Origin of the sequence: Pantoea latae, assembly GCF_002077695.1 — a bacterium.
Taxonomy (GTDB): Bacteria; Pseudomonadota; Gammaproteobacteria; order Enterobacterales; family Enterobacteriaceae; genus Pantoea; species Pantoea latae.
Window position 1 is genome coordinate 65206 of the sequence record NZ_MWUE01000004.1, and the last position, 21225, is coordinate 86430.

Annotated in this window: 23 protein-coding genes and 2 tRNA genes; 17 read left to right on the forward strand and 8 right to left on the reverse strand. The window is 61.6% G+C overall.

Annotation, left to right across the window (positions count from 1 at the left end):
- The first annotated feature begins 290 nt into the window (after window positions 1–290).
- From rutA to rutG, 6 genes are read left to right on the forward strand one after another with little or no spacing between them, the layout of a single operon-like run.
- Window positions 291–1379 carry a pyrimidine utilization protein A gene (rutA, locus tag B2J69_RS01800; RefSeq protein WP_081135601.1) on the forward strand — a complete coding sequence of 363 codons (1089 nt, stop codon included), beginning with the start codon at window positions 291–293 and terminating at the stop codon, window positions 1377–1379.
- Window positions 1379–2098, forward strand: coding sequence for a pyrimidine utilization protein B (gene rutB / locus B2J69_RS01805; RefSeq protein WP_081135604.1), 720 nt, complete (start codon window positions 1379–1381; stop codon window positions 2096–2098). The genes rutA and rutB overlap by 1 nt, the downstream gene beginning before the upstream one ends.
- Before the next feature lie 4 nt (window positions 2099–2102).
- The gene (gene rutC / locus B2J69_RS01810; RefSeq protein ID WP_081135607.1) at window positions 2103–2498 is read left to right on the forward strand and encodes a pyrimidine utilization protein C; all 396 of its coding nucleotides are present in this window, start codon (window positions 2103–2105) and stop codon (window positions 2496–2498) included.
- Entirely contained in the window at window positions 2498–3301 is an 804-nt protein-coding gene (rutD, locus tag B2J69_RS01815; RefSeq protein ID WP_081135612.1) for a pyrimidine utilization protein D, read from the forward strand. The genes rutC and rutD overlap by 1 nt, the downstream gene beginning before the upstream one ends.
- A gap of 10 nt (window positions 3302–3311) precedes the next feature.
- The gene (gene rutF / locus B2J69_RS01820) at window positions 3312–3836 is read left to right on the forward strand and encodes an NADH-dependent FMN reductase RutF (protein WP_081135617.1); all 525 of its coding nucleotides are present in this window, start codon (window positions 3312–3314) and stop codon (window positions 3834–3836) included.
- 44 nt (window positions 3837–3880) lie between these two features.
- Window positions 3881–5206 carry a pyrimidine utilization transport protein G gene (gene rutG, locus B2J69_RS01825; RefSeq protein ID WP_081135622.1) on the forward strand — a complete coding sequence of 442 codons (1326 nt, stop codon included), beginning with the start codon at window positions 3881–3883 and terminating at the stop codon, window positions 5204–5206.
- Here rutG and B2J69_RS01830 read toward each other — a convergent pair whose 3' ends face one another.
- The gene (locus tag B2J69_RS01830; RefSeq protein WP_081135626.1) at window positions 5207–6115 is read right to left on the reverse strand and encodes a DMT family transporter; all 909 of its coding nucleotides are present in this window, start codon (window positions 6113–6115) and stop codon (window positions 5207–5209) included. It lies immediately after the preceding gene.
- 154 nt (window positions 6116–6269) lie between these two features.
- Between B2J69_RS01830 and wrbA the strand changes: the two genes are divergently transcribed.
- From wrbA to B2J69_RS01845, 3 genes are read left to right on the forward strand one after another with little or no spacing between them, the layout of a single operon-like run.
- Window positions 6270–6869: an NAD(P)H:quinone oxidoreductase gene (gene wrbA, locus B2J69_RS01835; protein ID WP_081135630.1), complete on the forward strand. Its 600-nt coding sequence runs from the start codon at window positions 6270–6272 to the stop codon at window positions 6867–6869.
- 20 nt (window positions 6870–6889) lie between these two features.
- Window positions 6890–7120 carry a YccJ family protein gene (locus B2J69_RS01840; protein WP_033751138.1) on the forward strand — a complete coding sequence of 77 codons (231 nt, stop codon included), beginning with the start codon at window positions 6890–6892 and terminating at the stop codon, window positions 7118–7120.
- A 51-nt stretch (window positions 7121–7171) separates the two neighbouring features.
- Window positions 7172–8545, forward strand: a complete 1374-nt coding sequence (locus tag B2J69_RS01845; RefSeq protein WP_081135635.1) for an NAD-dependent succinate-semialdehyde dehydrogenase — start codon at window positions 7172–7174, stop codon at window positions 8543–8545.
- 55 nt (window positions 8546–8600) lie between these two features.
- On the opposite strand, the gene agp is transcribed toward B2J69_RS01845, so the two are convergent.
- The 3 genes from agp to B2J69_RS01860 form a co-directional block, all read right to left on the reverse strand.
- The gene (agp, locus tag B2J69_RS01850) at window positions 8601–10226 is read right to left on the reverse strand and encodes a bifunctional glucose-1-phosphatase/inositol phosphatase (RefSeq protein ID WP_081135638.1); all 1626 of its coding nucleotides are present in this window, start codon (window positions 10224–10226) and stop codon (window positions 8601–8603) included.
- 234 nt (window positions 10227–10460) lie between these two features.
- A tRNA-Ser gene (locus B2J69_RS01855) sits at window positions 10461–10548 on the reverse strand.
- Window positions 10549–10615: 67 nt separating this feature from the next.
- Window positions 10616–10703 (reverse strand) — tRNA-Ser (locus B2J69_RS01860).
- Between the two features lie 224 nt (window positions 10704–10927).
- Between B2J69_RS01860 and yccA the strand changes: the two genes are divergently transcribed.
- Window positions 10928–11584, forward strand: coding sequence for an FtsH protease modulator YccA (gene yccA, locus B2J69_RS01865; RefSeq protein WP_081135648.1), 657 nt, complete (start codon window positions 10928–10930; stop codon window positions 11582–11584).
- A 109-nt stretch (window positions 11585–11693) separates the two neighbouring features.
- On the forward strand, window positions 11694–12020 hold the full coding sequence (gene tusE / locus B2J69_RS01870) for a sulfurtransferase TusE (RefSeq protein ID WP_081135653.1): 327 nt from the start codon (window positions 11694–11696) through the stop codon (window positions 12018–12020).
- On the opposite strand, the gene yccX is transcribed toward tusE, so the two are convergent.
- The gene (gene yccX, locus B2J69_RS01875) at window positions 12021–12299 is read right to left on the reverse strand and encodes an acylphosphatase (RefSeq protein WP_081135657.1); all 279 of its coding nucleotides are present in this window, start codon (window positions 12297–12299) and stop codon (window positions 12021–12023) included.
- Between the two features lie 85 nt (window positions 12300–12384).
- Here yccX and rlmI point away from each other — a divergent pair, with 85 nt between their 5' ends.
- Complete coding sequence (gene rlmI, locus B2J69_RS01880; RefSeq protein WP_081135661.1) at window positions 12385–13575, forward strand: 23S rRNA (cytosine(1962)-C(5))-methyltransferase RlmI; 1191 nt, start codon at window positions 12385–12387, stop codon at window positions 13573–13575.
- Between the two features lie 59 nt (window positions 13576–13634).
- Complete coding sequence (gene hspQ, locus B2J69_RS01885) at window positions 13635–13952, forward strand: heat shock protein HspQ (RefSeq protein WP_081135665.1); 318 nt, start codon at window positions 13635–13637, stop codon at window positions 13950–13952.
- A 38-nt stretch (window positions 13953–13990) separates the two neighbouring features.
- Here hspQ and B2J69_RS01890 read toward each other — a convergent pair whose 3' ends face one another.
- Window positions 13991–14407 (reverse strand): CoA-binding protein, encoded by a 417-nt coding sequence (locus B2J69_RS01890; protein WP_081135668.1) that lies wholly within the window; start codon window positions 14405–14407, stop codon window positions 13991–13993.
- A gap of 172 nt (window positions 14408–14579) precedes the next feature.
- On the opposite strand from B2J69_RS01890, the gene B2J69_RS01895 reads away from it, so the two are divergent.
- On the forward strand, window positions 14580–15218 hold the full coding sequence (locus tag B2J69_RS01895; RefSeq protein WP_081135672.1) for a DUF2057 family protein: 639 nt from the start codon (window positions 14580–14582) through the stop codon (window positions 15216–15218).
- A 67-nt stretch (window positions 15219–15285) separates the two neighbouring features.
- Complete coding sequence (gene mgsA, locus B2J69_RS01900) at window positions 15286–15744, forward strand: methylglyoxal synthase (protein WP_081135675.1); 459 nt, start codon at window positions 15286–15288, stop codon at window positions 15742–15744.
- Here mgsA and helD read toward each other — a convergent pair whose 3' ends face one another.
- Window positions 15745–17799, reverse strand: coding sequence for a DNA helicase IV (helD, locus tag B2J69_RS01905; protein WP_081135678.1), 2055 nt, complete (start codon window positions 17797–17799; stop codon window positions 15745–15747). It abuts the gene before it with no gap.
- Window positions 17800–17923: 124 nt separating this feature from the next.
- On the opposite strand from helD, the gene B2J69_RS01910 reads away from it, so the two are divergent.
- Window positions 17924–18367 (forward strand): YccF domain-containing protein, encoded by a 444-nt coding sequence (locus B2J69_RS01910; RefSeq protein ID WP_081135681.1) that lies wholly within the window; start codon window positions 17924–17926, stop codon window positions 18365–18367.
- A 9-nt stretch (window positions 18368–18376) separates the two neighbouring features.
- Window positions 18377–20515, forward strand: a complete 2139-nt coding sequence (yccS, locus tag B2J69_RS01915) for a YccS family putative transporter (RefSeq protein WP_081135684.1) — start codon at window positions 18377–18379, stop codon at window positions 20513–20515.
- Here yccS and B2J69_RS01920 read toward each other — a convergent pair.
- Window positions 20512–21123 (reverse strand): TfoX/Sxy family DNA transformation protein, encoded by a 612-nt coding sequence (locus B2J69_RS01920; RefSeq protein WP_081135689.1) that lies wholly within the window; start codon window positions 21121–21123, stop codon window positions 20512–20514. The genes yccS and B2J69_RS01920 overlap by 4 nt on opposite strands.
- Window positions 21124–21225 lie beyond the last annotated feature (102 nt).

The following is a 21225-nucleotide window of genomic DNA, read 5'->3' on the forward strand; positions in this document are numbered from 1 at the left end:
TTAAGCGTACTGGCATCATAGCAAAGCCGCTCCGCCCTGCCCAATCGCGCCGCTGCACCTTTTTCGCTCAACCTGCCTGCAAAACGTGCAGCGATTTTTGACCAACTGGTCCAAAACGGACCAGCTGCTCTGGTTTTTCGATGCCCTTTTTATTTAACCAATTGTTAATCATAATTTTTTATTTTGTGGCACAACCTTTGCAAATTTGTCAGCAAGCGCCGCCATCAGGGATGAAGCAGGATGCCGCGCCGCGCACCATATCTTTTACTACCTGACAAAGAGGGTTTGACATGAAGATTGGCGTTTTTATTCCAATTGGTAACAACGGCTGGCTAATTTCCACCCACGCTCCGCAGTACAAACCGACCTTCGAACTGAATAAGGCGATCGTGCAGCGCGCGGAGCATTACCATTTTGATTTTGCGCTCTCGATGATCAAGCTGCGCGGCTTTGGCGGCAAAACCGAGTTCTGGGATCACAATCTGGAATCCTTCACCCTGATGGCCGGCCTGGCCGCCGTCACCTCGCGCATTGAAATCTACGCCACCGCCGCCACCCTGACGCTGCCGCCCGCTATCGTGGCGCGCATGGCCTCGACCATCGACTCTATTTCCGGCGGCCGCTTCGGCGTCAACCTGGTAACCGGCTGGCAGAAGCCGGAATATGAGCAGATGGGCATCTGGCCGGGCGATGAGTACTTCAGCCGCCGCTACGACTACCTGACGGAGTACGTCACCGTGCTGCGCGATCTATGGGGCAGCGGCCAGTCTGATTTTAAAGGGGAGTTCTTCACCATGAACGACTGCCGCGTCAGCCCGCAGCCGCAGCGTCCGATGAAGGTGATCTGCGCCGGCCAGAGCGACGCCGGTATGGCCTTTTCCGCGCAGCACGCCGACTACAACTTCTGCTTCGGCAAAGGGGTCAACACGCCGGCCGCCTTTGCGCCGACCGCCGCGCGCATGAAGCAGGCAGCGGATAAGGCGGGCCGCGACGTCGGCTCCTACGTGCTGTTTATGATTATCGCCGCCGACAGCGACGAGGCGGCGCGCGATAAGTGGGAACACTACAAAGCAGGCGCCGACGAAGAGGCGCTCGCCTGGCTGACCACCCAGAGCCAGCAGGACAAACGCTCCGGCAGCGACACCAACGTGCGCCAGATGGCCGACCCCACCTCTGCCGTCAATATCAATATGGGCACGCTGGTCGGCTCTTACGCCAGCGTGGCGCGCATGCTCGACGAGGTGGCGCTGGTTGAAGGCGCCGAGGGCGTGCTGCTCACCTTTGATGACTTCCTGCAGGGCATCGAAGATTTCGGCCAGCATATTCAGCCGCTGATGCAGTGCCGCAGCCAGATTAATGACAACAGAGAGGTCGCCTGATGAGCACCATTTACTGCGCCCACACCCCTGCGCTGCCGCAGGTTGAACTGCCCGCGCGCCCGGAAGCGATCGCCTTCCCGCCGACGCAAAGCGCGCTGATCGTGGTGGATATGCAAAACGCCTACGCCACGCCGGGCGGCTACCTCGATCTGGCCGGATTCGACGTCTCCGCCACCGCGCCGGTAATTGAGAAGATCCATCAGGCCGTCACCGCCGCGCGCACCGCGGGCGTGCAGATTATCTGGTTTCAGAACGGCTGGGACGCGGACTATGTCGAAGCGGGCGACGCCGGTTCGCCCAATTTTCATAAGTCGAACGCGCTGAAAACCATGCGCAAGCGACCTGAACTGCAGGGCTCGCTGCTGGCGAAAGGGGGCTGGGACTATGCGCTGGTAGACGCGCTGCAGCCGCAGCCGGGCGACATCGTGCTGCCGAAACCGCGCTACAGCGGCTTTTTCAACACGCCGCTCGACAGCATGCTGCGCAGCCGCGGCATTCGTCATCTGATCTTCACCGGCATCGCCACCAACGTCTGCGTCGAGTCGACGCTGCGCGACGGCTTCTTCCTCGAGTATTTCGGCGTGGTGCTGGAAGACGCGACCTACCAGGCGGGCCCGGCGTTCGCCCAGCAGGCGGCGATATTCAATATCGAAACCTTTTTTGGCTGGGTCTCCAGCGTGGATGTTTTTTGCGAAAGCCTGAAGGGCCATAAGGAGTAATGCCATGCCGAAATCTGTGATTATCCCACCGGGCACCACGACGCCGATCGCCCCTTTCGTGCCCGGCACGCTGGCCGACGGCGTGGTTTACGTCTCCGGCACCCTGCCGTTCGACAAACAGAACAACGTGGTGCACGTTGGCGACGCCGCCGCGCAGACGCGTCACGTGCTGGAAACCATTAAAACGGTGATTGAAACCGCGGGCGGCACGCTCGACGACGTCACCTTCAACTCGATTTTTCTCACCGACTGGCAGCACTACGCCGCGATTAATCAGGTCTACGCCGACTATTTCCCCGGCGACAAGCCGGCGCGCTTCTGCATCCAGTGCGGTCTGGTGAAACCTGACGCGCTGGTGGAGATCGCCAGCGTGGCGCATATCGGCCAGCGGGAGGCGTAATGCATCTGGAGATCACGGGACGTCAGGATAATGCGGCGCCGACGCTGGTGCTGTCGTCGGGTCTGGGCGGCGTGGCGGGCTTCTGGCAGCCGCAGCTGGCGGCGCTGAACGCCGGCTATCGCGTGGTGCGCTACGACCAGCGCGGCACCGGCCGCAGCGCGCAGCCGCTGCCGGCTGACTATTCGATGGCGATGATAGCGGCCGAGCTGGCGCAGGCGCTGGCGCAGCGCGGCATTGAGCGCTTTGGCGTTATCGGCCATGCGCTCGGCGGGCTGGTGGGGCTGCAGCTGGCGCTTGACTACCCTGAGCGCGTCGAGCGCGTGGCGGTGATCAACGGCTGGCTGCGGCTGCATCCGCATACGCGGCGCTGTTTTCAGGTGCGACAGGATCTGCTGCTGCACGTCGGCGTCGAGGCGTTTGTGCGCGCGCAGCCGCTGTTTCTCTATCCGGCAGAGTGGATGGCGCAGCATCAGCCGCGTCTCGCCGAAGAGGAAGCGGCGCATATCGCCCACTTTCAGGGGCGCGACAACCTGCTGCGCCGCCTGAACGCCCTGATGTGCGCCGACTTTACCGCCCATGCCGCGCGCATTACGCAGCCGGTACTGGCGATCTGCAGCCAGGACGACCTGCTGGTGCCCTGGAGCTGCAACGCGCAGCTGGCCGACGCGCTGCCCAATGCGCAGCAGATCGCCATGTGCTGGGGCGGCCACGCCATGAGCGTGACCGACGCGGAAGGCTTTAATTCGCTGCTGCTGCAGTGGCTTAACCGGAACGAGACCGCGCCGCAGCGCGCGGCGAGCTGAGGAGACAACGATGAGCACCCTTTCTGTTTTACCTGACATCGAACGGGTCGAGAAGCAGGCGTTTCGCGACGGCATGGCGTGCCTTGGCGCTGCGGTGAATATCATCACCACCGACGGCCCGGCGGGTCGCGCCGGCTTTACCGCCTCGGCGGTGTGCAGCGTCACCGATACCCCGCCGACCCTGCTGGTCTGCCTGAACCGCTCGGCCTCGGTATGGTCCGTTTTCACCGCCAACCGCCAGCTTTGCGTCAATACGCTGGCGGCCGATCAGGCGGCGATCTCGACGCTGTTCGGCGGCAAAACGCCGATGGAGACGCGCTTTCAGGCGGCGCAGTGGCGCACGGGCGCCACAGGTTCGCCGCGACTGGAGGGCGCGCTGGCCTCGTTCGACTGCCGCATCAGCGAGATCGCGCAGGTCGGCACCCATGACGTGCTGTTTTGCGAGGTGCTGGCGCTGACCGTTAGCCACAATCTGCACGGGCTGGCCTGGTTCGATCGCGGCTATTTACCCCTGCAGCGGCAGGATGCCCGCTAATCCGCCCTGCGCGGCCTGATCCCCCCTTTTTTCTGGAGATAACGATGGCGAGTTCCTGGTTTCCTCAATGGCGTAAAAAGTCGGCGGTATCGGACGGCGGGCTGATCGCCCCGGATGAGACGCTGCCCTTTGGACAAACGGCGATCCTCGGTTTACAGCATGCGGTGGCGATGTTCGGTGCCACCGTGCTGATGCCGCTGCTGATGGGGCTGGATCCCAACCTGGCGATTCTGGTGTCGGGCATCGGCACCCTGCTCTTTTTTGTCGTCACCGGGGGACGTGTACCGAGCTATCTCGGCTCCAGCGCGGCCTTTGTCGGCGTGGTGATCGCCGTGACCGGCTTTAACGGTCAGGGACTCAACCCGCATCTCAGCGTCGCGCTCGGCGGGGTTATCGCCTGCGGCGCGCTCTATACGCTGATCGGTCTGGTGGTGATGAAAGTCGGCACGCGCTGGATCGAGCGGCTGATGCCGCCGGTGGTGACCGGCGCCGTGGTGATGGCGATCGGGCTTAACCTTGCGCCCATTGCGGTGCACAGCGTAGCGGCGTCCGGCTTTGACAGCTGGATGGCGGTGATGACGGTGCTCGCCATCGGCCTGGTGGCGGTATTTACCCACGGCATGGTGCAGCGCCTGCTGATTCTGGTGGGGCTGATCGTCGCCTGGGCGATTTACGCCCTGCTGACCAACGTGCTGGGCTTCGGCAAGCCGGTGGACTTCAGCGGCGTGGCGCAGGCCGCCTGGTTCGGTATGCCGCACACCACCGCGCCCAGCTTCGATCTGCAGGCGATAGTGATGATCGCGCCGGTGGCGATTATTCTGGTGGCAGAAAACCTCGGCCATCTGAAGGCCGTGGCGGGCATGACCGGCCGCAATCTCGATCCCTGGATGGGACGCGCCTTTGTCGGCGACGGGCTGGCAACGATGGTCTCCGGCGCGATGGGCGGCAGCGGCGTCACCACCTACGCGGAGAATATCGGCGTGATGGCGATAACCAAAGTCTACTCGACGCTGGCGTTCGTCGCGGCGGCGGCAATCGCCCTGATCCTCGGCTTTTCGCCGAAGTTCGGCGCGCTGATCCACGCCATTCCCGCGCCGGTGATCGGCGGCGCCTCGATTGTGGTCTTCGGCCTGATCGCGGTGGCGGGAGCGCGCATCTGGCTGCAGAATCATGTGGACTTCAGCCAGAACGGCAATCTGATTATGGTCGCCACCACGCTGGTGCTGGGCGCGGGCGATTTTTCGCTGAAGATCGGCAGCTTTACGCTGGGCGGCATCGGCACCGCCACTTTCGGCGCCATCCTGCTTAACGCCATTCTGCAGCGGCGCGGCGCGGCGCTGACGGAGCGTCCGGCGCGCCAGCAGGGATAGTTAGTCGCGCGGCGCGACAGGCACCGTTTTTTTGCGCCTCAGCTTTAGCTCGCTGACGATAACCCCGCAGACGATCAGCGCGCCGCCGAGAATAGCGGCCGCCGGCAGCCGCTCGCCGGCGAGTCGCCCGACCACGCCCGCCCAGACCGGCTCGCCCGCGTAGATCACCGTGGCGCGCGTCGGCGAGACGCTGCGCTGCGCCCAGTTCATCGTTACCTGAATCAGCGCGCTGGCGGCGCCGAGGCCGAGCGCGCTCAGCAGCAGCGTCGGGCTGAGCGGCGGAATCGACTCGCCGTTCGGCATCATCAGGGCAAAGGCGCACAGCGAGGCGACCGCCAGCTGAATCAGCGTCACGCGCCGCACGTCCACCTGACCGGCGAAACGACTAATCAGAATGATCTCGGCGGCGATCGCCAGCGTGCTGAGCAGCGTCGCGATTTCTCCCTGATTGAGGCTAATACGGCCATCCTGCGGCCCGGCCACCAGCATCAGGCCGAGAAAGGCCAGCAGAATGCCGCACCACGCCATCAGGCCCGGCGGACGACGCAGAAACAGCCACTGCAGCAGCGGCACCACCGGCACATAGAGCGCGGTAAGAAACGCGGACTGGCTGCTGGAGATGGTCTGCATGCCCCAGGTTTGCAGGCCGTAGCCGCCGGCGATCGACAGGCCGATCAGCGCGCCGGCGATCAGCTCCTGCCGTGTGGTGCCCGCCAGCGCGCGGCGAAAAACGCAGGCGAGGATCAGCGCGGCGGTGGCGAAACGCAGGCCGACGAAAAAGAACGGCCCTGAAACGGCCATCGCGCGATGCACCACCAGAAAGGTGCCGCCCCAGATCATAGTAATCAAAATCAGCACCAGCTCTTCGCGCGATACGCGCAGCGCCAGCGTGCGGGAAACGTCCGACATAACACACCTTCCGTGATTCAACGGGCGCCATTGTGCGCAGGTCGCCGCCTGAATGCAATGCAGCAGAAAAAAGCGCAAATTTTGCGATCTCGCCGCAGGCCCGGAAAGCTCTTCTATACTTCTGCTTAGGTTTTCACAGGCTGAGGAGAGCGCAATGGCCAGAATTCTGGTGCTTTATTACTCAATGTATGGACATATCGAAACCATGGCGAACGCGGTGGCCGAAGGCGCGCGCCGCGTTTCCGGCGTCGAAGTCGACATCCGGCGTGTGCCGGAAACCATGGATGCCGAGCGTTTCGCTCAGGTGGGCGGCAAAACCGACCAGACGGCGCCGGAAGCGACGCCGGAGATCCTGCCGCAGTATGACGCCATTCTTATCGGCACGCCGACGCGCTTCGGCAATATGTCCGGCCAGATGCGCACCTTCTGGGACCGCACCGGCGGCCTGTGGGCCTCTGGCGCGCTGTTTGGCAAGGTTGCCAGCGTCTTTACCTCCACCGGCACCGGCGGCGGCCAGGAGCTGACCATTACCTCGGTCTGGACCACGCTGGCGCATCACGGCATGGTGATCGTGCCGATTGGCTACGGCACCAAAGAGCTGTTCGACATCTCGCAGACGCGCGGCGGCACGCCATACGGCGCCACCACGCTGGCGGGAGGCGACGGCTCGCGCCAGCCAACAGAAGCCGAACTGAATATCGCCCGCTTTCAGGGCGAGCACGTTGCCGGACTGACGGTAAAACTCAAAGGGTAAGTTTCACTAAGGAGAAAATGATGTCTAACGATCAAGCGAAAGCACACCACGTGGGCGAATGGGCCACGCTGCGTCACACCTCTCCAGAGATCGCAGAGGCTATTTTCGAAGTGGCGAACTACGACGAGAAGCTGGCGGAGGAGATCTGGCGTCAGCAGGGCAACGATGAAGTGCTGTTTCGCGCTTTTGACAAAACAGAAGCCGATGTCCTGACCTGGGACGACACGCCGGTAGAGCGCAAAAACATCTGATTGCGAGGCGGGATTTCCCGCCTCACCTTTTTTACTGACCAAGGAGAATTTATGTCTTCCTATCAGAGCATTAACCCCGCCAACAATCAGCTGCTAAAAAGCTGGCCTTCTCACGACGCCGCTGCGGTAGGCCAGGCGCTGGAGACGGCGGATCGCCTGTTCCACTCGTCGTGGAGCAAAGGTGATATTGAGCCGCGTCTGCAGGTACTGGCGAAGCTGGCGGATTTGATGGAAAGCCGGGTTGACGAGCTGGCCGCCATCGCCAGCAAAGAGATGGGTAAGCTGATTGGTCAGAGCCGTGGAGAAGTGAAGATCTGCGCGCAGATCGCACGCTACTACGCCGAGCATGCGGCGGCGATCCTGAAGCCGCAGCCCTACCCCAGCGATCTGGGCGAGGCCTGGGTTGAGTACCATCCCATCGGCGTGCTGGTGGCCGTCGAGCCGTGGAACTTTCCTTACTACCAGCTGATGCGCGTGCTGGCGCCTAACCTGGCGCTGGGCAATCCGGTGCTGGCGAAACATGCCAATATCGTGCCGCACTGCGCGGACATCTTCGCGCAGCTGGTGAAAGAAGCGGGCGCGCCGGAAGGCGCCTGGACCAATCTGTTTATCAGCAGCGACCAGGTCGCCGAGCTGATCGCCGACGATCGCGTGCAGGGCGTCGCCCTGACCGGTTCGGAGCGCGCCGGCAGCGCGGTGGCGCAGCAGGCAGGCAAATACCTGAAGAAATCGACGCTGGAGCTGGGCGGCAATGATGTGTTCGTGGTGCTGGACGACGCCGATATCGACGAGGCGGTGCGTCAGGGGGCGCAGGCGCGCCTCAGCAACTGCGGCCAGGTCTGCACCGCCGCTAAGCGTTTTATTCTGCATGAAAAGATCGCCAGCGCCTTTATCGACAAATTCAGCGCTGCGCTGAAGGCCGCACGGCTGGGCGATCCGCTGGACGAGCAGACCACGCTCGGCCCGCTCTCCTCTAAGGATGCGCGCGACCGGCTGGCGAAACAGGTCGATGAGGCGGTGCGCAACGGCGCGACGCTGCTGATCGGCGGCAAGCCGGTCGAGGGCGTCGGCAATTACTTCCAGCCGACAATTTTGACCGATATCCGGCCAGACAATCCGGCTTACTATGAAGAGTTCTTCGGACCGGTGGCGCAGGTCTACGTGGTCGGCGACGACAACGCCGCCGTCGCGCTGGCGAACGACTCGCACTACGGCCTGGGCGGCTCGGTCTGGACGCGCGACAGCGCGCGCGGTCGTCGTCTCGCCTCGGCGATTGAAACCGGCATGATGTTTATCAACTCGCAGAGCGATACCGCCGCCGAGCTGCCGTTCGGCGGCGTGAAGCGTTCCGGCTATGGCCGTGAGCTGTCGGATTTGGGTATTAAAGAGTTCGCTAACCAGAAACTGGTGGTGATTGCGGGCTAACGCGCCCGCGCCATAAAAAAACCCCGCCGCGGCGGGGTTTTTCATCTGTTGCAAATTACTGCGTAACGGTCTGTTTCGCGTCGCTGTTCTGTGCGGATTCCACCGGCTTCTGCGCAGGCGCGTCGGCAGGTTTGTCGGCGTCAGCTTTGTCCGCTGCCGCTTTATCAGCAGCTGCTTTCTCGGCGGCCGCCTTCTGCGCGGCGGCGCGTTCAACCTTCGCTTTCTCCTCGGCCGCTTTTGCCTTCTCTTCGGCGGCTTTCGCCTCAGCGGCCTTCTGCGCGGCAGCTTTTTCGGCGGCGGCTTTCTCAGCCGCGGCTTTGTCGGCAGTCGCTTTATCCGCTGCGGCCTTGTCGGCAGCGGCTTTATCCGCTGACTTCTCGCCTTCGCCGTTGACGGCGTCAGCGGCAACCGGCTGCGCGGCCGGCGCCATCGGCGTGCCCTGCAGCGCGCCGTTCAGCGCCTGGGTGAACTGCTCCCAGCTGCAGTAGCCGTTGCCGTCCGTCGGGCAGCCTGCCAGCTGCAGCGTCACGCGCTTCGGCGGATTTTTCAGGCTCAGCACCTCGCCGTCGCGCAGCTGATCGGCGGTCTGGTAGACGTACTCAAGCTTAAGCAGATCTTTGTTATTTTTCGCATCGTGCCAGCGCTCAAACACCAGCTGTCCGCCGATAGGGGTATTTTCCCAGGTCTCCGGCAGCTCATAAGGCTTGACCTGCAGCGCGCTCAGCAGCGAGGCGATATTGGAATCGTGTCCCACCATCAGGGTGATTTTTGGCGCGTTGGCTTTGTCCTGATCCACCAGCTGACTGCGGATGTAGTCCACCAGCGGCGCGGTGACTTCGCGCGCGACATCCGGGCTGGTGAACAGCGCGTCCTGATAGCCGTTTTTAATCGCCGACAGCGCTTTCCACTGCTCTGGCGTTTTGATCTGACCCCAGGCGACCTGCTCAAGCGGGAAGCCTTCATAATATTGCAGCGTAAAGGCGTCCATCAGGGAGTTGCCGACTTTAAGCGGCCCGCTGACGTTCGGCTCTTTGCCATTCTCCGCACTGAAGGCGTTGTCGCCGCTGGCCAGATCGCACTGCTTTTTGTTGTTGCAGGCGGGCGCAGATTTGTAATCGACGATTTTATCCAGCTGCTGCAGCGCAGGCTTCAGCGCCAGCTTTTCGTTTTCCGCCGTCATCGCCGCCAGCGCTTTCTTGTTAAAGGCTTCGCTGTCGTCGGTGATCACCGGATTAAACACTGGATCCATGGTGCCCATGGCATCCTGATGCGTCACGGCGATATCGCAGCCCGGGAAGGCGCCGTTAATAAAGAACTGAGCCGTCGCCACGGTGCGCTGCAGGCTGTTGGCGTAAACAAAGACATTGCTGCTGTCCGGGCAGCTGCCGTTTTGCACCAGCCCCTGCTGCGCCAGCCACTGACGCGTGTAGTTGCCCATATAGACTTCCAGCACGCCGCCTTTGGTGGTGAGCTGTCCGCCCGGCACGCTCCACTGCGGCCAGCTTTTCTTCGTCGACTGTTCCAGTACGCTGCCGTTGTCGGCCAGCGGCGCGCGCAGGTTGTGGCGGCTGAACATCAGTACCTGTTGCAGCTGCATGTCGCCGTCGGCCGCGTGGGCCGTCATGCCGATCGGCAGCGCGGCGAGAACCGACAGTGCGCAAAGACTCAGTTTCTTGATCATTGTGCCTATTCCATTTATTCAGTAGAGAAACACTCTGGCTATCAACCGATTAGCTCTGCAGAGCATAGTGACCCACAGTGTAACCCAAGCTGGCGGCGAAAAGCGCCCGCTGATTGCAAAAACCCTGTGTGGACTATAGCAAAGTTAGCGGAAAGCGAGCTGACGAGGAGAAGAGTCGGAAAGCAGGAGGCCGGAAAAGCAACAGGCCAGCACATTGTGCTGGCCTGTCTGATGTGGCGGAGGAAGAGAGATTCGAACTCTCGGATGGTTTCCCATCGGCGGTTTTCAAGACCGCTGCCTTAAGCCGCTCGGCCATCCCTCCGGGGTAATGCTTTTCACACGGGCAAAACGTCGCTGCCGTATTGCCTGTTCCTGACTGAGCAGGAAAGTGGCGGAGGAGGAGAGATTCGAACTCTCGGATGGTTTCCCATCGGCGGTTTTCAAGACCGCTGCCTTAAGCCGCTCGGCCACCCCTCCGCAATGAGGCGCACTATAAACATCCCCCCGAAGGATGTAAACCCCGTACCAATTCATTCGCCTGAAAAACAGCCAAAACGGCGTTATTCGTTGGCAAAATCGCCATTCCGCTCAGAGAAACAGCGATTTATCGCGTAAAGAAGGGTAAAACGCCTTTCCCGTTTTGCGGCCGCTGCGTATTCTCAGCGCAAACCTCGTGTCGTGTTCTGATAAAGGAGCGCATTATGGAAAGAATTATTAGCTCGTCCTCCCGGACATCCCTGCTCAGCACCCATAAGGTGCTGCGCAACACCTATTTCCTGCTCGGCATGACGCTGGCGTTTTCCGCCGTCACCGCCACCGCCAGCACCGTACTGGGCCTGCCAGGTCCCGGCCTGATCCTGATGCTGGTCGGCTTTTACGGTCTGATGTTTCTGACGCACAAGCTGGCTGACAGCCCAATGGGCATTCTGGCCGCCTTCGCCTTTACCGGCTTCCTTGGCTACTGCCTGGGTCCGATCCTCAGCTCGTTTTTAGCCGCCGGCATGGGCGACGTCATCGCGCTGGCGTTAGGCGGCACCGCGCTGGTGTTCTTCTGCTGTTCGGCCTATGTGCTGACCACGCGCCGCGATATGTCGTTCCTCGGCGGCATGATGATGGCGGGCTTTGTGGTGCTGCTGGTGGCGGTTATCGCCAATCTGTTTCTGCAGCTGCCTGCGCTGCACCTGGCGATTAGCGCGCTGTTTATTCTGTTCTCCGCTGGCGCGATCCTGTGGGAAACCAGCAATATTATTCACGGCGGCGAGACCAACTATATTCGCGCCACCGTCAGCCTCTACGTTTCGCTCTACAATATCTTTATCAGCCTGCTGAGCATTCTGGGCTTCGCGCGCAACGACTGACCCTCATTGACGCTGGCTCGCCTCCCCTGACCCCGCTTCGGCGGGGTTTTGCTTTTTCTGACGGCGCAATTTGCTAGAATGCCGCCGTATCGGGCAGTAAGGAGCAAACGTGGAATTCAACGGTAAACACATTGAGGTCGATGGCGAAGGCTATCTGAAAAACCGCGACGACTGGAGCGAAGCGCTGGCTGAGGCGATCGCCCGGCTGGAGGGCATTACGCTGAGCGACGCCCACTGGGAAGTGGTGCGTTTCGTGCGCGCGTTCTATCTGGAGTACAACACCTCACCCGCTATCCGCATGCTGGTAAAAGCGATGGGGCAAAAATATGGCGAAGAGAAAGGCAACAGCCGCTATCTGTTCCGCCTTTTCCCGGATGGCCCGGCGAAGCAGGCGACGAAAATCGCTGGTTTGCCGAAACCGGCGAAGTGTCTCTGATCAGCCGGTCGTAAAGCGGCGCGGCGGCTCTGCCGGCTGATGCGGCTCGGTGAATACCTTATCGACCCGCGCGCTGCGTGGCCCGCCCGCTTTCAGCCAGGCGATGAGCGCCTCGACCTTTTCCGGCTCGCCCCACGCCAGCACCTCGACGCTGCCGTCGTCCAGATTACGCGCGTAACCCAGCACGCCAAGCTGCGACGCCTGCTGCTGGGTGCTGTAGCGAAATCCCACGCCCTGCACCTTGCCGTGTACCCAGATTTTAAAACCGGCTGCTGTCATCTCTCTCTCCTGCCGCTGCGCGTTGCATTTTCCCGCTTTCCGCCCGACAATGGCGCCTCATTTTTTCAGGTAAGCATAGCAAACTATGACCGTTCGATTGATTCTCGCTAAGGGACGTGAAAAATCCCTGTTCCGCCGCCATCCGTGGGTGTTTTCCGGTGCCGTCGCGCGCCTCGAAGGTAAAGCGCAACTGGGTGAAACCGTTGACGTCTGTGACCATAATGGCAAATTTCTCGCGCGCGCGGCGTATTCGCCGCAGTCGCAAATTCGCGCCCGCGTCTGGAGCTGGCAGCAGGATGAATCGATCGATATCGCCTTCTTCGAACGCCGTTTCGAACAGGCGCGGCAGTGGCGCGACTGGCTGGCGCAGAAAGACGGTCTCGACAGCTATCGCCTGATCGCCGGCGAGTCGGACGGCCTGCCTGGCGTCACCATCGATCGCTTCGGCAACTTTCTGGTGCTGCAACTGCTCTCCGCCGGCGCAGAGTATCAGCGCCCCGCTATTCTCTCCGCGCTGCAGCACTGCTTTCCGCACTGCGCGATCTACGATCGTTCCGACGTCGCGGTGCGTAAAAAAGAGGGGCTGGAGCTGACGCAGGGCCCGGTTACCGGCGAAATCCCGCCGCCGCTGCTGCCGATTACCGAACACGGCATGAAGCTGCTGGTCGATATCCAGGGCGGCCATAAAACCGGCTACTACCTCGATCAGCGCGACAGCCGTCTGGCGACGCGTCGCTATGCGCAGGACGCCCGCGTGCTTAACTGCTTCTCCTACACCGGCGGCTTTGCCGTCTCGGCCCTGATGGGCGGCTGTCGCGAAGTGATCAGCGTGGACACCTCGCAGGAGGCGCTGGACGTGGCGCGCCAGAACGTCGAACTTAATCAGCTGGACGTGTCGCGCGCCCAGTTTGTGCGCGACGACGTCTTTAAGCTGCTGCGCCGCTACCGCGACGCCGGCGAAAAATTCGATCTGATCGTGATGGATCCGCCGAAGTTCGTGGAAAACAAAAACCAGCTGGCGGGCGCCTGCCGCGGCTATAAAGATATCAATATGCTGGCGATGCAGCTGCTGAACCCGGGCGGCATTCTGATGACCTTCTCCTGCTCTGGCCTGATGGCGACCGAGCTGTTTCAGAAAATCGTCGCCGACGCCGCGCTGGATGCGGGTCGCGAAGCGCAGTTTATCGAGCAGTTCCGCCAGGCGGCCGATCACCCGGTGATCGCCAGCTATCCTGAAGGTCTTTATCTTAAAGGTTTTGCATGTCGTGTGGTGTGACTTGAAAAAGCGCCTTCTGACGCCATATTGATCAGGAGGCAGTTTTTTCGGAGGTCACTATGATTGCCACTAAATTTGGTATTGGTCAGCAGGTCCGGCACCGCCTGTCAGGCGTGCTGGGCGTTATTGTCGACGTCGATCCGGAGTATTCGCTGGATACGCCGAAGCTGGACGAGGTTGGCGCGGCGGAAACGCTGCGCAGCGCGCCCTGGTATCACGTGGTGATGGAAGATGAAGAAGGCGATCAGGTGCACACCTATATCGCCGAGATCCAGCTTTCCGGCGAAACCAGCGCCGAACATCCGGAGCAGCCGGAAATGGATGAGCTGGCCGCGTCCATTCGCCAGCAGCTGCAGGCGCCGCGCCTGCGCCACTAATCGCAGGCGGCAACCCAGCGCCGCCTGAGATTTATCGCTTACTGCCGCGTAATGCCCAGACGCGGGATTTCCATCTTCGGACAGCGATCCATAATCACCGTCAGACCCGCCTCCTGCGCCAGCACGGCGGCCTGTTCATTTATTACCCCCAGCTGCAGCCAAAGCGTATCCGCACCCGCGGCAATGGCTTCTTGCGCCACGCCCCAGGCCGCTTCCGAGTTGCGAAACACGTCCACCATATCGATTTTGCCCGGCACCTCCGCCAGCGTGGCGTAGGCCGTCTGCCCCAGCAGGGTTTTGCCGGCCAGCTTCGGGCTGACCGGGATCACCTCGTAGCCCTGATCCAGCAGATATTTCATGACGCCATAGCTGGGACGATCGGGACGATCGCTGGCGCCGACCAGCGCGATGCGCTGCGTGCGCGTCAGCACGTCACGAATAGTTTGATCATTCATATTTCTCTCCTCTTTTCACAGCGTTAAATGTAGTGGCGTCCTGACGCGACGCGACGGACCAGAAAGAGATATTTTGCGCTGGCGCACGAAAAAATATGTTCAAATGTAAATTTACTGCCATAATGTAAGAATTTGCTACATACAAATCCTTGCGCCCTTTTCTGGAGTCTACATGAAACTCTCTCTGGTCGTGACGGGGTTGATTGTTCTCCTCGTCTCGGCAACCTGCCAGGCCATTACGCTCAAGCTGGATCCGCAAATCGATCTGCTGGTGCTGGACGGGCGCAAGATTTCCGGCTCGCTGTTGAAAGGCGCCGACAGCCTGGAGCTGGAGCGCGGGCAACATCAGTTTCTGTTTCGCGTCGAGCAGCTGCGCGACGCGCATAAAGACGCCTCGCTGCGCTATCAGTCGGTGCCGATGATCGTCACTTTTAATGCGCAGGTGAAAACCATCGCCATCCGCCTGCCCGCGCTGGAGAACCGCCGCGAGCGACACCACTTCGATCGCACCCTGAATTTCCAGCTGGTTGACGAACGTGGCGTAGAGATTGACTGTAAACGCGATCGCCTGCCTCTCTCCACCGAGAGCGATATGGAAAAGGCGATGATCCTCTATAACCGCAACGGCCAGGCTGCCTCGGTGCCCCATTTCGCCACCGTCAGCGACGCGGCGGCGATATCGCCCGCCGAGGCGGAGTTCGTCTGGGTCGAAGAGACGCAGTCGCCGTCCCTCAAACGCTGGTTTCATCGCTTCGACCAGGCGACCCGCCAGCAATTTCTCTCGCTGGTCAAATTGCTACGGACAAGTTGATAGCCGGGAAAGGCGCAGGGTAAACTCGGGTCATCTTTTTCGCACTCGACTTTACCAGGAAGCCTGAATGGAACAGACCGTCCGTACGCTTGGCCTCAGCAAACATATTGCGCTCGTCGCGCACGATCACTGTAAGGCTTCACTGCTCGACTGGGTGAAACAGAATCAGGCCACGCTTGAACCTCATACCCTCTACGCCACCGGCACCACCGGCAATCTGATCAACCGCCACACTGGATTAACGGTGAACGCCATGCTGAGCGGCCCGATGGGTGGCGATCAGCAGGTCGGCGCGCTGATCGCCGAAGGAAAAATCGACGTGCTGATTTTCTTCTGGGATCCGCTTAACGCGGTGCCGCACGATCCCGACGTCAAAGCGCTGCTGCGTCTCGCCACCGTCTGGAATATCCCGGTCGCCACCAACCGCGCCACGGCTAACTTTATTATTCAGTCGCCGCTGTTTGCGCAGGCGGTGGAGATCGCTATCCCGGACTATCAGCGCTATCTGCAGGCACGCCTGAGCTAATCAGGCTTTTCGCAGCAGCGGCACGCCGAGCTGGCGGAATTGTTCGACAAACGGCGACGGCCGCTCGCGATCGTACAGCATCCAGACCTGCTGACGCGCGCGCGTCAGCGCCACGTAAGCCAGACGCCGCTCCTCTGCATCGGGAAAATCGTCCGGCTGCGGCAGCAGTCCCACCTCTATTACCGATTCGCGCGCCGGTGCGGGGAAGCCCTCTTTGCCCGTTTGCAGGCCCAGCAGGATAACAAAGTCCGCCTGCTGCCCTTTGCTGGCGTGGATGGTCATAAAATCGAGATTGAGCTTCGGCCAGCGGGTTTTGGCTTTGTCGAGCACCTCCGGACGCAGATGGTGATAGCGCGCCAGCAGCAGCACGCGCTCATCCGCTCTGGCGTAGCCGCTCAGCTTATTCAGCAGCGGCTCCAGCTGCTCTTGCGGCAGCAGGCCGATCGCCTTCTTCGTGCCTTTGGTCAGGCTGTTAAGCGGCTTGCGCAGCTGATGCGGGTTTTGCTGGACGAAGCGGTTAGCGATATCACCGATGCGATCGTTGAAACGATAGGTGGTGTCCAGCACGCAGCGATCGCCGTCGCCGAACGCCTGGTGAAAGGCGGTAGTCAGGCTCATCTCCGCGCCGCTGAAGCGGTAGATCGCCTGCCAGTCATCCCCGACGGCAAACAGCGTGGTGCGCGCGTTCTGCTGGCGCAGCGCCGTCAGCAGCGCGGCGCGCTGCGGCGAGATATCCTGAAACTCATCCACCAGAATATGCTTCCACGGACTGATAAAACGCCCTTTGTCCAGAATGGCAATCGCCTGATGGATCAGCCCGGAAAAATCGAGCGCGCCCTCTTCTTTCAGCGCGCTTTTCCAGGCTTTTAGCAGCGGCGCCATCAGCTTTACCCGCTTGCTGAACAGTTCGCGCACCTCTTCCGGCACCTCAGCGATCATCGCCGCCTGCGCGCCGCCGTGCATGCGCATCAGCCCCAGCCAGCGATCGAGGCGCGACGCCAGCCGCTTCGCCAGCCTGTCGTCCTGCCAGAAGTGCCCTTCAGGCAGCTCCCATTCCAGCTCGTCGCGCAGCCACTGCCGCCAGCCGTTGGCCTGCGCTTTTTTCTCGTCGCACTGCTGACGCCAGACGGCGATCAGCAGCGCGTGACGCGCCGCCGTATCGCCTTCCAGCTTGCTGACCACCGGCTGTTTGCTGCTGCCTTCACGAATAATGTGCAGCGCCAGCGCATGAAAGGTGCGCGCCTGAATATCGGCGACGCCGAGCCGCGCCTGGATGCGGTCGTTCATCTCTTCCGCCGCCTGGCGGCCAAACGCCAGCAGCAGTATTTGCTCGGGCGCGGCCAGCCTGCGCCGCAGCAGCCAGCCCGCGCGCGCCACCAGCACCGAGGTTTTGCCGCTGCCGGCCCCGGCCAGCACCAGCACCGCGTCTTCGCCGTTAACCACCGCTTCGCACTGCGACGCGTTGAGCGGCGAGGTTTCTACACTGGCGAAGAAGTCATGATGTTGTTCCAGCATGCGCGCCGTCCAGTCGCGATTGCGCTGACGCAGCGCCGCCTCGCCCTGCTCCAGCCAGCGCTGGCAAACCTGATAAGGCTCGCGGCAGTCGCTAAACTCCGTCAGCCGCGCCAGGGGCAACGGCAGCGCCGCAAACTGTTTCGCTATCGTCCCGCGCAGCGCCTGCAGCTCGCCGCGCGGGATCCAGCGATCCTGTTCGCCGAAGCGGTCGATCGCCTGTTTCAGCTCGGTTAATACCTCAACGCAGATCGCGCTCATTTCCGCGCTCCACGTCTGCCACGCCTGCAGCAGATAGTGGTAGAAGCGCTGCGTCTCCTGCCATTCGGTGCCGTGCAGACGCACCACTTTGCTGTCCGGCAGCAGAAACTCCAGCTCTCCCCACACCATGCCGCGCCTGCAGCTGATGTTTAGCAGTTCGTTGAATGGGATCAGGTATTCATGCCGGTCACCGCTGACTTCTACCCCAGCCGCCAGCAGGCGAACCCGGTTATAGGGATGCTGGGCAAGCCGTTTGCCCATCGATGTCGCTTTAAGTTCCATATCCACACCGTCGAACCAGGGAAAAGATTATCGGCAGTTTACCTGTCAGACACTTGGCGCTCCAGCCTTAAAACAGGCTAAACTTGGCGGCACATCTTGCGGAAAGCAAAAGGAAAAGAACGCCATGCGCACAGTGTTGAACATTCTCAATTTTATTCTCGGCGGCTTTATCACCACCCTGTGCTGGCTGTTCGCCACGCTGGTGAGTATCCTCCTGATCTTCACCCTGCCGCTGACGCGCTCCTGCTGGGAAATTACGAAGCTCTCTCTGGTGCCCTACGGCAACGAGGCGGTGCATGTGGATCTGCTGCGCCCGGAGAGTAAAAGCGCCTTGCTGAATACCGGCGGCACCTTTTTGAATCTGTTCTGGCTGATCTTCTTCGGCTGGTGGCTCTGCCTCACCCATATCACCACCGGGATTGTGCAGTGCATCAGCATCATCGGCATTCCCGTGGGGATCGCCAACTTTAAAATCGCCGCCATCGCACTCTGGCCGGTCGGCCGCCGCGTGGTGTCGGTCGAAGAGGCGCGCGCCGCGCGCGAAGCCAGCGCCCGCCGTCGCTACTGAGGTCGCCCCATGATGTCGAAAGCCTTGCCGGGCTGGCGCAACTACCTGTTCAACAGCAGCTGGCGTTATCTGCTGCGCATCTTTCTGGCGCTGACCGGCTGTGCGGCGGTGCCCTGGTGGCTGCAGCAGATTGACTGGACCATTCCGCTGACGCTCGGCGTGGTGGCCGCCGCGCTGGCCGATCTCGACGATCGCCTCAGCGGTCGCCTGCGCAATCTGCTGATTACCCTGCTCTGCTTTTGCATCGCCTCGGTCTCGGTCGAACTGCTGTTTCCTCATCCGCTGGCGTTTATGGTCGGGCTGGCGCTGTCGACCTGGGGCTTTATTCTGCTGGGCGCGCTTGGCCAGCGCTACGCCACTATCGCCTTCGGCGCGCTGCTGATCGCGGTCTACACCATGCTGGGCATTGGGCTCTTTTCCCAGTGGTATATGCAGCCGATCCTGCTGCTGGTCGGCGCGCTCTGGTACAACCTGCTGACGCTGCTCGGCCATCTGATGTTTCCGGTACGGCCGGTGCAGGAGCAGCTGGCGGGCAGCTATGCGCAGCTGGCGCAGTATCTTGAAGCCAAGGCCAACCTGTTCGATCCCGATGGCGACGCGCAGGATGACGCGACGCTGATCCGCACCGCGATGGTCAATAGTCAGCTGGTGGCGCAGCTCAATTTAACCAAAACCACGCTGCAAAGCCGGCTGCGCGGCGATCGCGGATCGCGCAGCACCCGCCGCAGCCTGCACTACTATTTTGTGGCGCAGGATATCCACGAGCGCGCCAGCTCGTCGCATCTGCAATACCATCTGCTGCGCGACGACTGGCGCTACAACGAGATCCTGTTCCGCTTCCAGCGTCTGCTGAATATGCAGGCGCAGGCGTGCCGCCAGCTGTCGCAGTGCATTTTGCTGCGTGAGCGCTGGGAGCACGATGCCCGCTTCGAGCGCGCGTTTGATCGTCTGCAAACCGCGCTGGAGCGGCTGCAGCAGAATGAGCCCGACGCGCCCCATTTGCGCCCGCTGTTCTGGCTGTTGCGCAACCTGCGCGCCATCGATGCGCAGCTCGCTTCTATCGAGTCGGAGCAGTCGCTGGCCAGCGAGAATTTGCCGGGCGACAACCGGCTGTCGCGGGAAGGACTGAGCGGCTGGAGTGACATCCGTCTGCGCTTCAGCCGCCATATGACGCCCGCCTCCGCGCTGTTTCGCCATGCGATGCGCATGACCGTGGTGCTCTGTATCGGCTACGGGTTTATTCAGATCACCGGCCTGGATCGCGGCTACTGGATCCTGCTGACCAGCCTGTTCGTCTGTCAGCCGAACTATAACGCCACGCGCCGCAGGCTGGCACTGCGTATCGGCGGCACCCTGGCGGGCATTGCCATCGGACTGCCGGTGCTCTGGCTGGTGCCCTCCACCGAAGGGCAGCTGGTGCTGATCGTGGTGAGCGGCGTGCTGTTTTTCGCGTTTCGTCAGGTGCAGTATGCGCAGGCGACGCTGTTCATTACCCTGCTGGTGCTGCTCTGCTTTAATCTGCTGGGAGAGGGGTTTGAGGTGGCGCTGCCGCGCATCGTCGACACGCTGCTGGGGTGCGCGCTCGCCTGGCTGGCGGTGGCGTTTATCTGGCCCGACTGGCGCTTCCGTCAGCTGCCGACGGTGGCCGCGCGCACGCTGAACGCCAACTGCCGCTATCTGGATGCGATCATGGAGCAGTATCACCAGGGCAAAGATAATCGCCTTGCCTATCGTATCGCGCGTCGCGACGCCCATAACGCCGACGCCGAGCTGGCGTCCGTGGTCTCCAATATGAGCGGCGAGTCGCGGACTCATCAGAAGCATAAAGAGTCCGCTTTTCAGCTGCTCTGCCTGAACCACTCCTTTCTGAGCTACATCTCCGCGCTGGGCGCGCATCGCGACAGGATCAGCGACGCGGCGCTGCTGACGCTACTTGATGATACGGTCTGCTATGTAGAAGATGTGCTGCAAACCGACGTGGTGAGCGACAGCGAAGCGGAAACTATGCAGAACGCCCTGACGCAGCGCATCAGCGATATGGCTGCGAACCCGGAGACGCGCGCGCCGCTGGTGCTGCAGCAGCTCGGTTTGCTGGTGGCGCTGCTGCCGGATATCGCCCGCCTGCGCCGTACGCTGGCGAAATCTTAGCTGTCGGCGCGCTTGAGCGTCTCAAGATACCACGCGTTCAGTTCCGCCCTGACCGCCTGCGGCAGGGTGGCTTCATGGCGCCCTTCGATGGCGCCTTCCAGCGCCAACAGGGTTTTAAAACCGATATGCTGGTTGATCGCCTTTAGCCTGAGCCAGCACTGCTTCGCCCCCAGCTCGACCAGATGCCGGACGCTTTTCACCCCCGCTTCGTGCAGCAGCAGCTCCATGCGCAGGCTAAGGTTGGGCAGATCTTTCAGCCGCCGCGGTGCCTGCCTGGCCATCACATCCTGCCGCGCGGCGTGCAGCGAGGCGACGGAAAGCGCCAGCAGCTGGCGCGCATCGTCCCACAGCGCGTCGTCGACGCGGTAGTAGTTAAGGTTGACGGCGCTGCCGCGCTTACGAAACACCAGCGGCTGCAGAGGTTGCTGCGCGACATACTCCTGCAGCGCTTCGCTGGCGCGTAAATAAAGCGCATCCTCGCTCACCAGCGCGAATACCACTTTCTCGACCGCCAGCGCATAGCCGCCGAACTGGGTGCGCGACTCAATATGACCTAGCGCGGCGAGGCGTTGACGGGACCGTTCTACAACAGGGTGCTGTTTTTTCATGGCACGCTCTCCTTGTGCGAAATTAACCGAAAAAGCCATTGCTATCAGCCCGTTAGAGATATAGAAAAAATCGGTTACGGGTTCAATTAATTCTTGCCCTGA

Bases quoted from the DNA above. Each gene is read 5' to 3' on its own strand.
- yccX (WP_081135657.1), bottom strand. From the start codon at position 12,299: ATGACAGCAGCCGGTTTTAAAATCTGGGTACACGGCAAGGTGCAGGGC.
- rutD (WP_081135612.1), top strand. From the start codon at position 2,498: ATGCATCTGGAGATCACGGGACGTCAGGATAATGCGGCGCCGACGCTG.
- rutG (WP_081135622.1), top strand. From the start codon at position 3,881: ATGGCGAGTTCCTGGTTTCCTCAATGGCGTAAAAAGTCGGCGGTATCG.
- wrbA (WP_081135630.1), top strand. From the start codon at position 6,270: ATGGCCAGAATTCTGGTGCTTTATTACTCAATGTATGGACATATCGAA.
- yccA (WP_081135648.1), top strand. From the start codon at position 10,928: ATGGAAAGAATTATTAGCTCGTCCTCCCGGACATCCCTGCTCAGCACC.
- rlmI (WP_081135661.1), top strand. From the start codon at position 12,385: ATGACCGTTCGATTGATTCTCGCTAAGGGACGTGAAAAATCCCTGTTC.
- B2J69_RS01830 (WP_081135626.1), bottom strand. From the start codon at position 6,115: ATGTCGGACGTTTCCCGCACGCTGGCGCTGCGCGTATCGCGCGAAGAG.
- hspQ (WP_081135665.1), top strand. From the start codon at position 13,635: ATGATTGCCACTAAATTTGGTATTGGTCAGCAGGTCCGGCACCGCCTG.
- yccS (WP_081135684.1), top strand. From the start codon at position 18,377: ATGATGTCGAAAGCCTTGCCGGGCTGGCGCAACTACCTGTTCAACAGC.
- B2J69_RS01895 (WP_081135672.1), top strand. From the start codon at position 14,580: ATGAAACTCTCTCTGGTCGTGACGGGGTTGATTGTTCTCCTCGTCTCG.
- B2J69_RS01920 (WP_081135689.1), bottom strand. From the start codon at position 21,123: ATGAAAAAACAGCACCCTGTTGTAGAACGGTCCCGTCAACGCCTCGCC.
- rutF (WP_081135617.1), top strand. From the start codon at position 3,312: ATGAGCACCCTTTCTGTTTTACCTGACATCGAACGGGTCGAGAAGCAG.
- mgsA (WP_081135675.1), top strand. From the start codon at position 15,286: ATGGAACAGACCGTCCGTACGCTTGGCCTCAGCAAACATATTGCGCTC.
- B2J69_RS01910 (WP_081135681.1), top strand. From the start codon at position 17,924: ATGCGCACAGTGTTGAACATTCTCAATTTTATTCTCGGCGGCTTTATC.
- B2J69_RS01845 (WP_081135635.1), top strand. From the start codon at position 7,172: ATGTCTTCCTATCAGAGCATTAACCCCGCCAACAATCAGCTGCTAAAA.
- rutA (WP_081135601.1), top strand. From the start codon at position 291: ATGAAGATTGGCGTTTTTATTCCAATTGGTAACAACGGCTGGCTAATT.
- agp (WP_081135638.1), bottom strand. From the start codon at position 10,226: ATGATCAAGAAACTGAGTCTTTGCGCACTGTCGGTTCTCGCCGCGCTG.
- B2J69_RS01840 (WP_033751138.1), top strand. From the start codon at position 6,890: ATGTCTAACGATCAAGCGAAAGCACACCACGTGGGCGAATGGGCCACG.
- B2J69_RS01890 (WP_081135668.1), bottom strand. From the start codon at position 14,407: ATGAATGATCAAACTATTCGTGACGTGCTGACGCGCACGCAGCGCATC.
- helD (WP_081135678.1), bottom strand. From the start codon at position 17,799: ATGGAACTTAAAGCGACATCGATGGGCAAACGGCTTGCCCAGCATCCC.
- rutB (WP_081135604.1), top strand. From the start codon at position 1,379: ATGAGCACCATTTACTGCGCCCACACCCCTGCGCTGCCGCAGGTTGAA.
- rutC (WP_081135607.1), top strand. From the start codon at position 2,103: ATGCCGAAATCTGTGATTATCCCACCGGGCACCACGACGCCGATCGCC.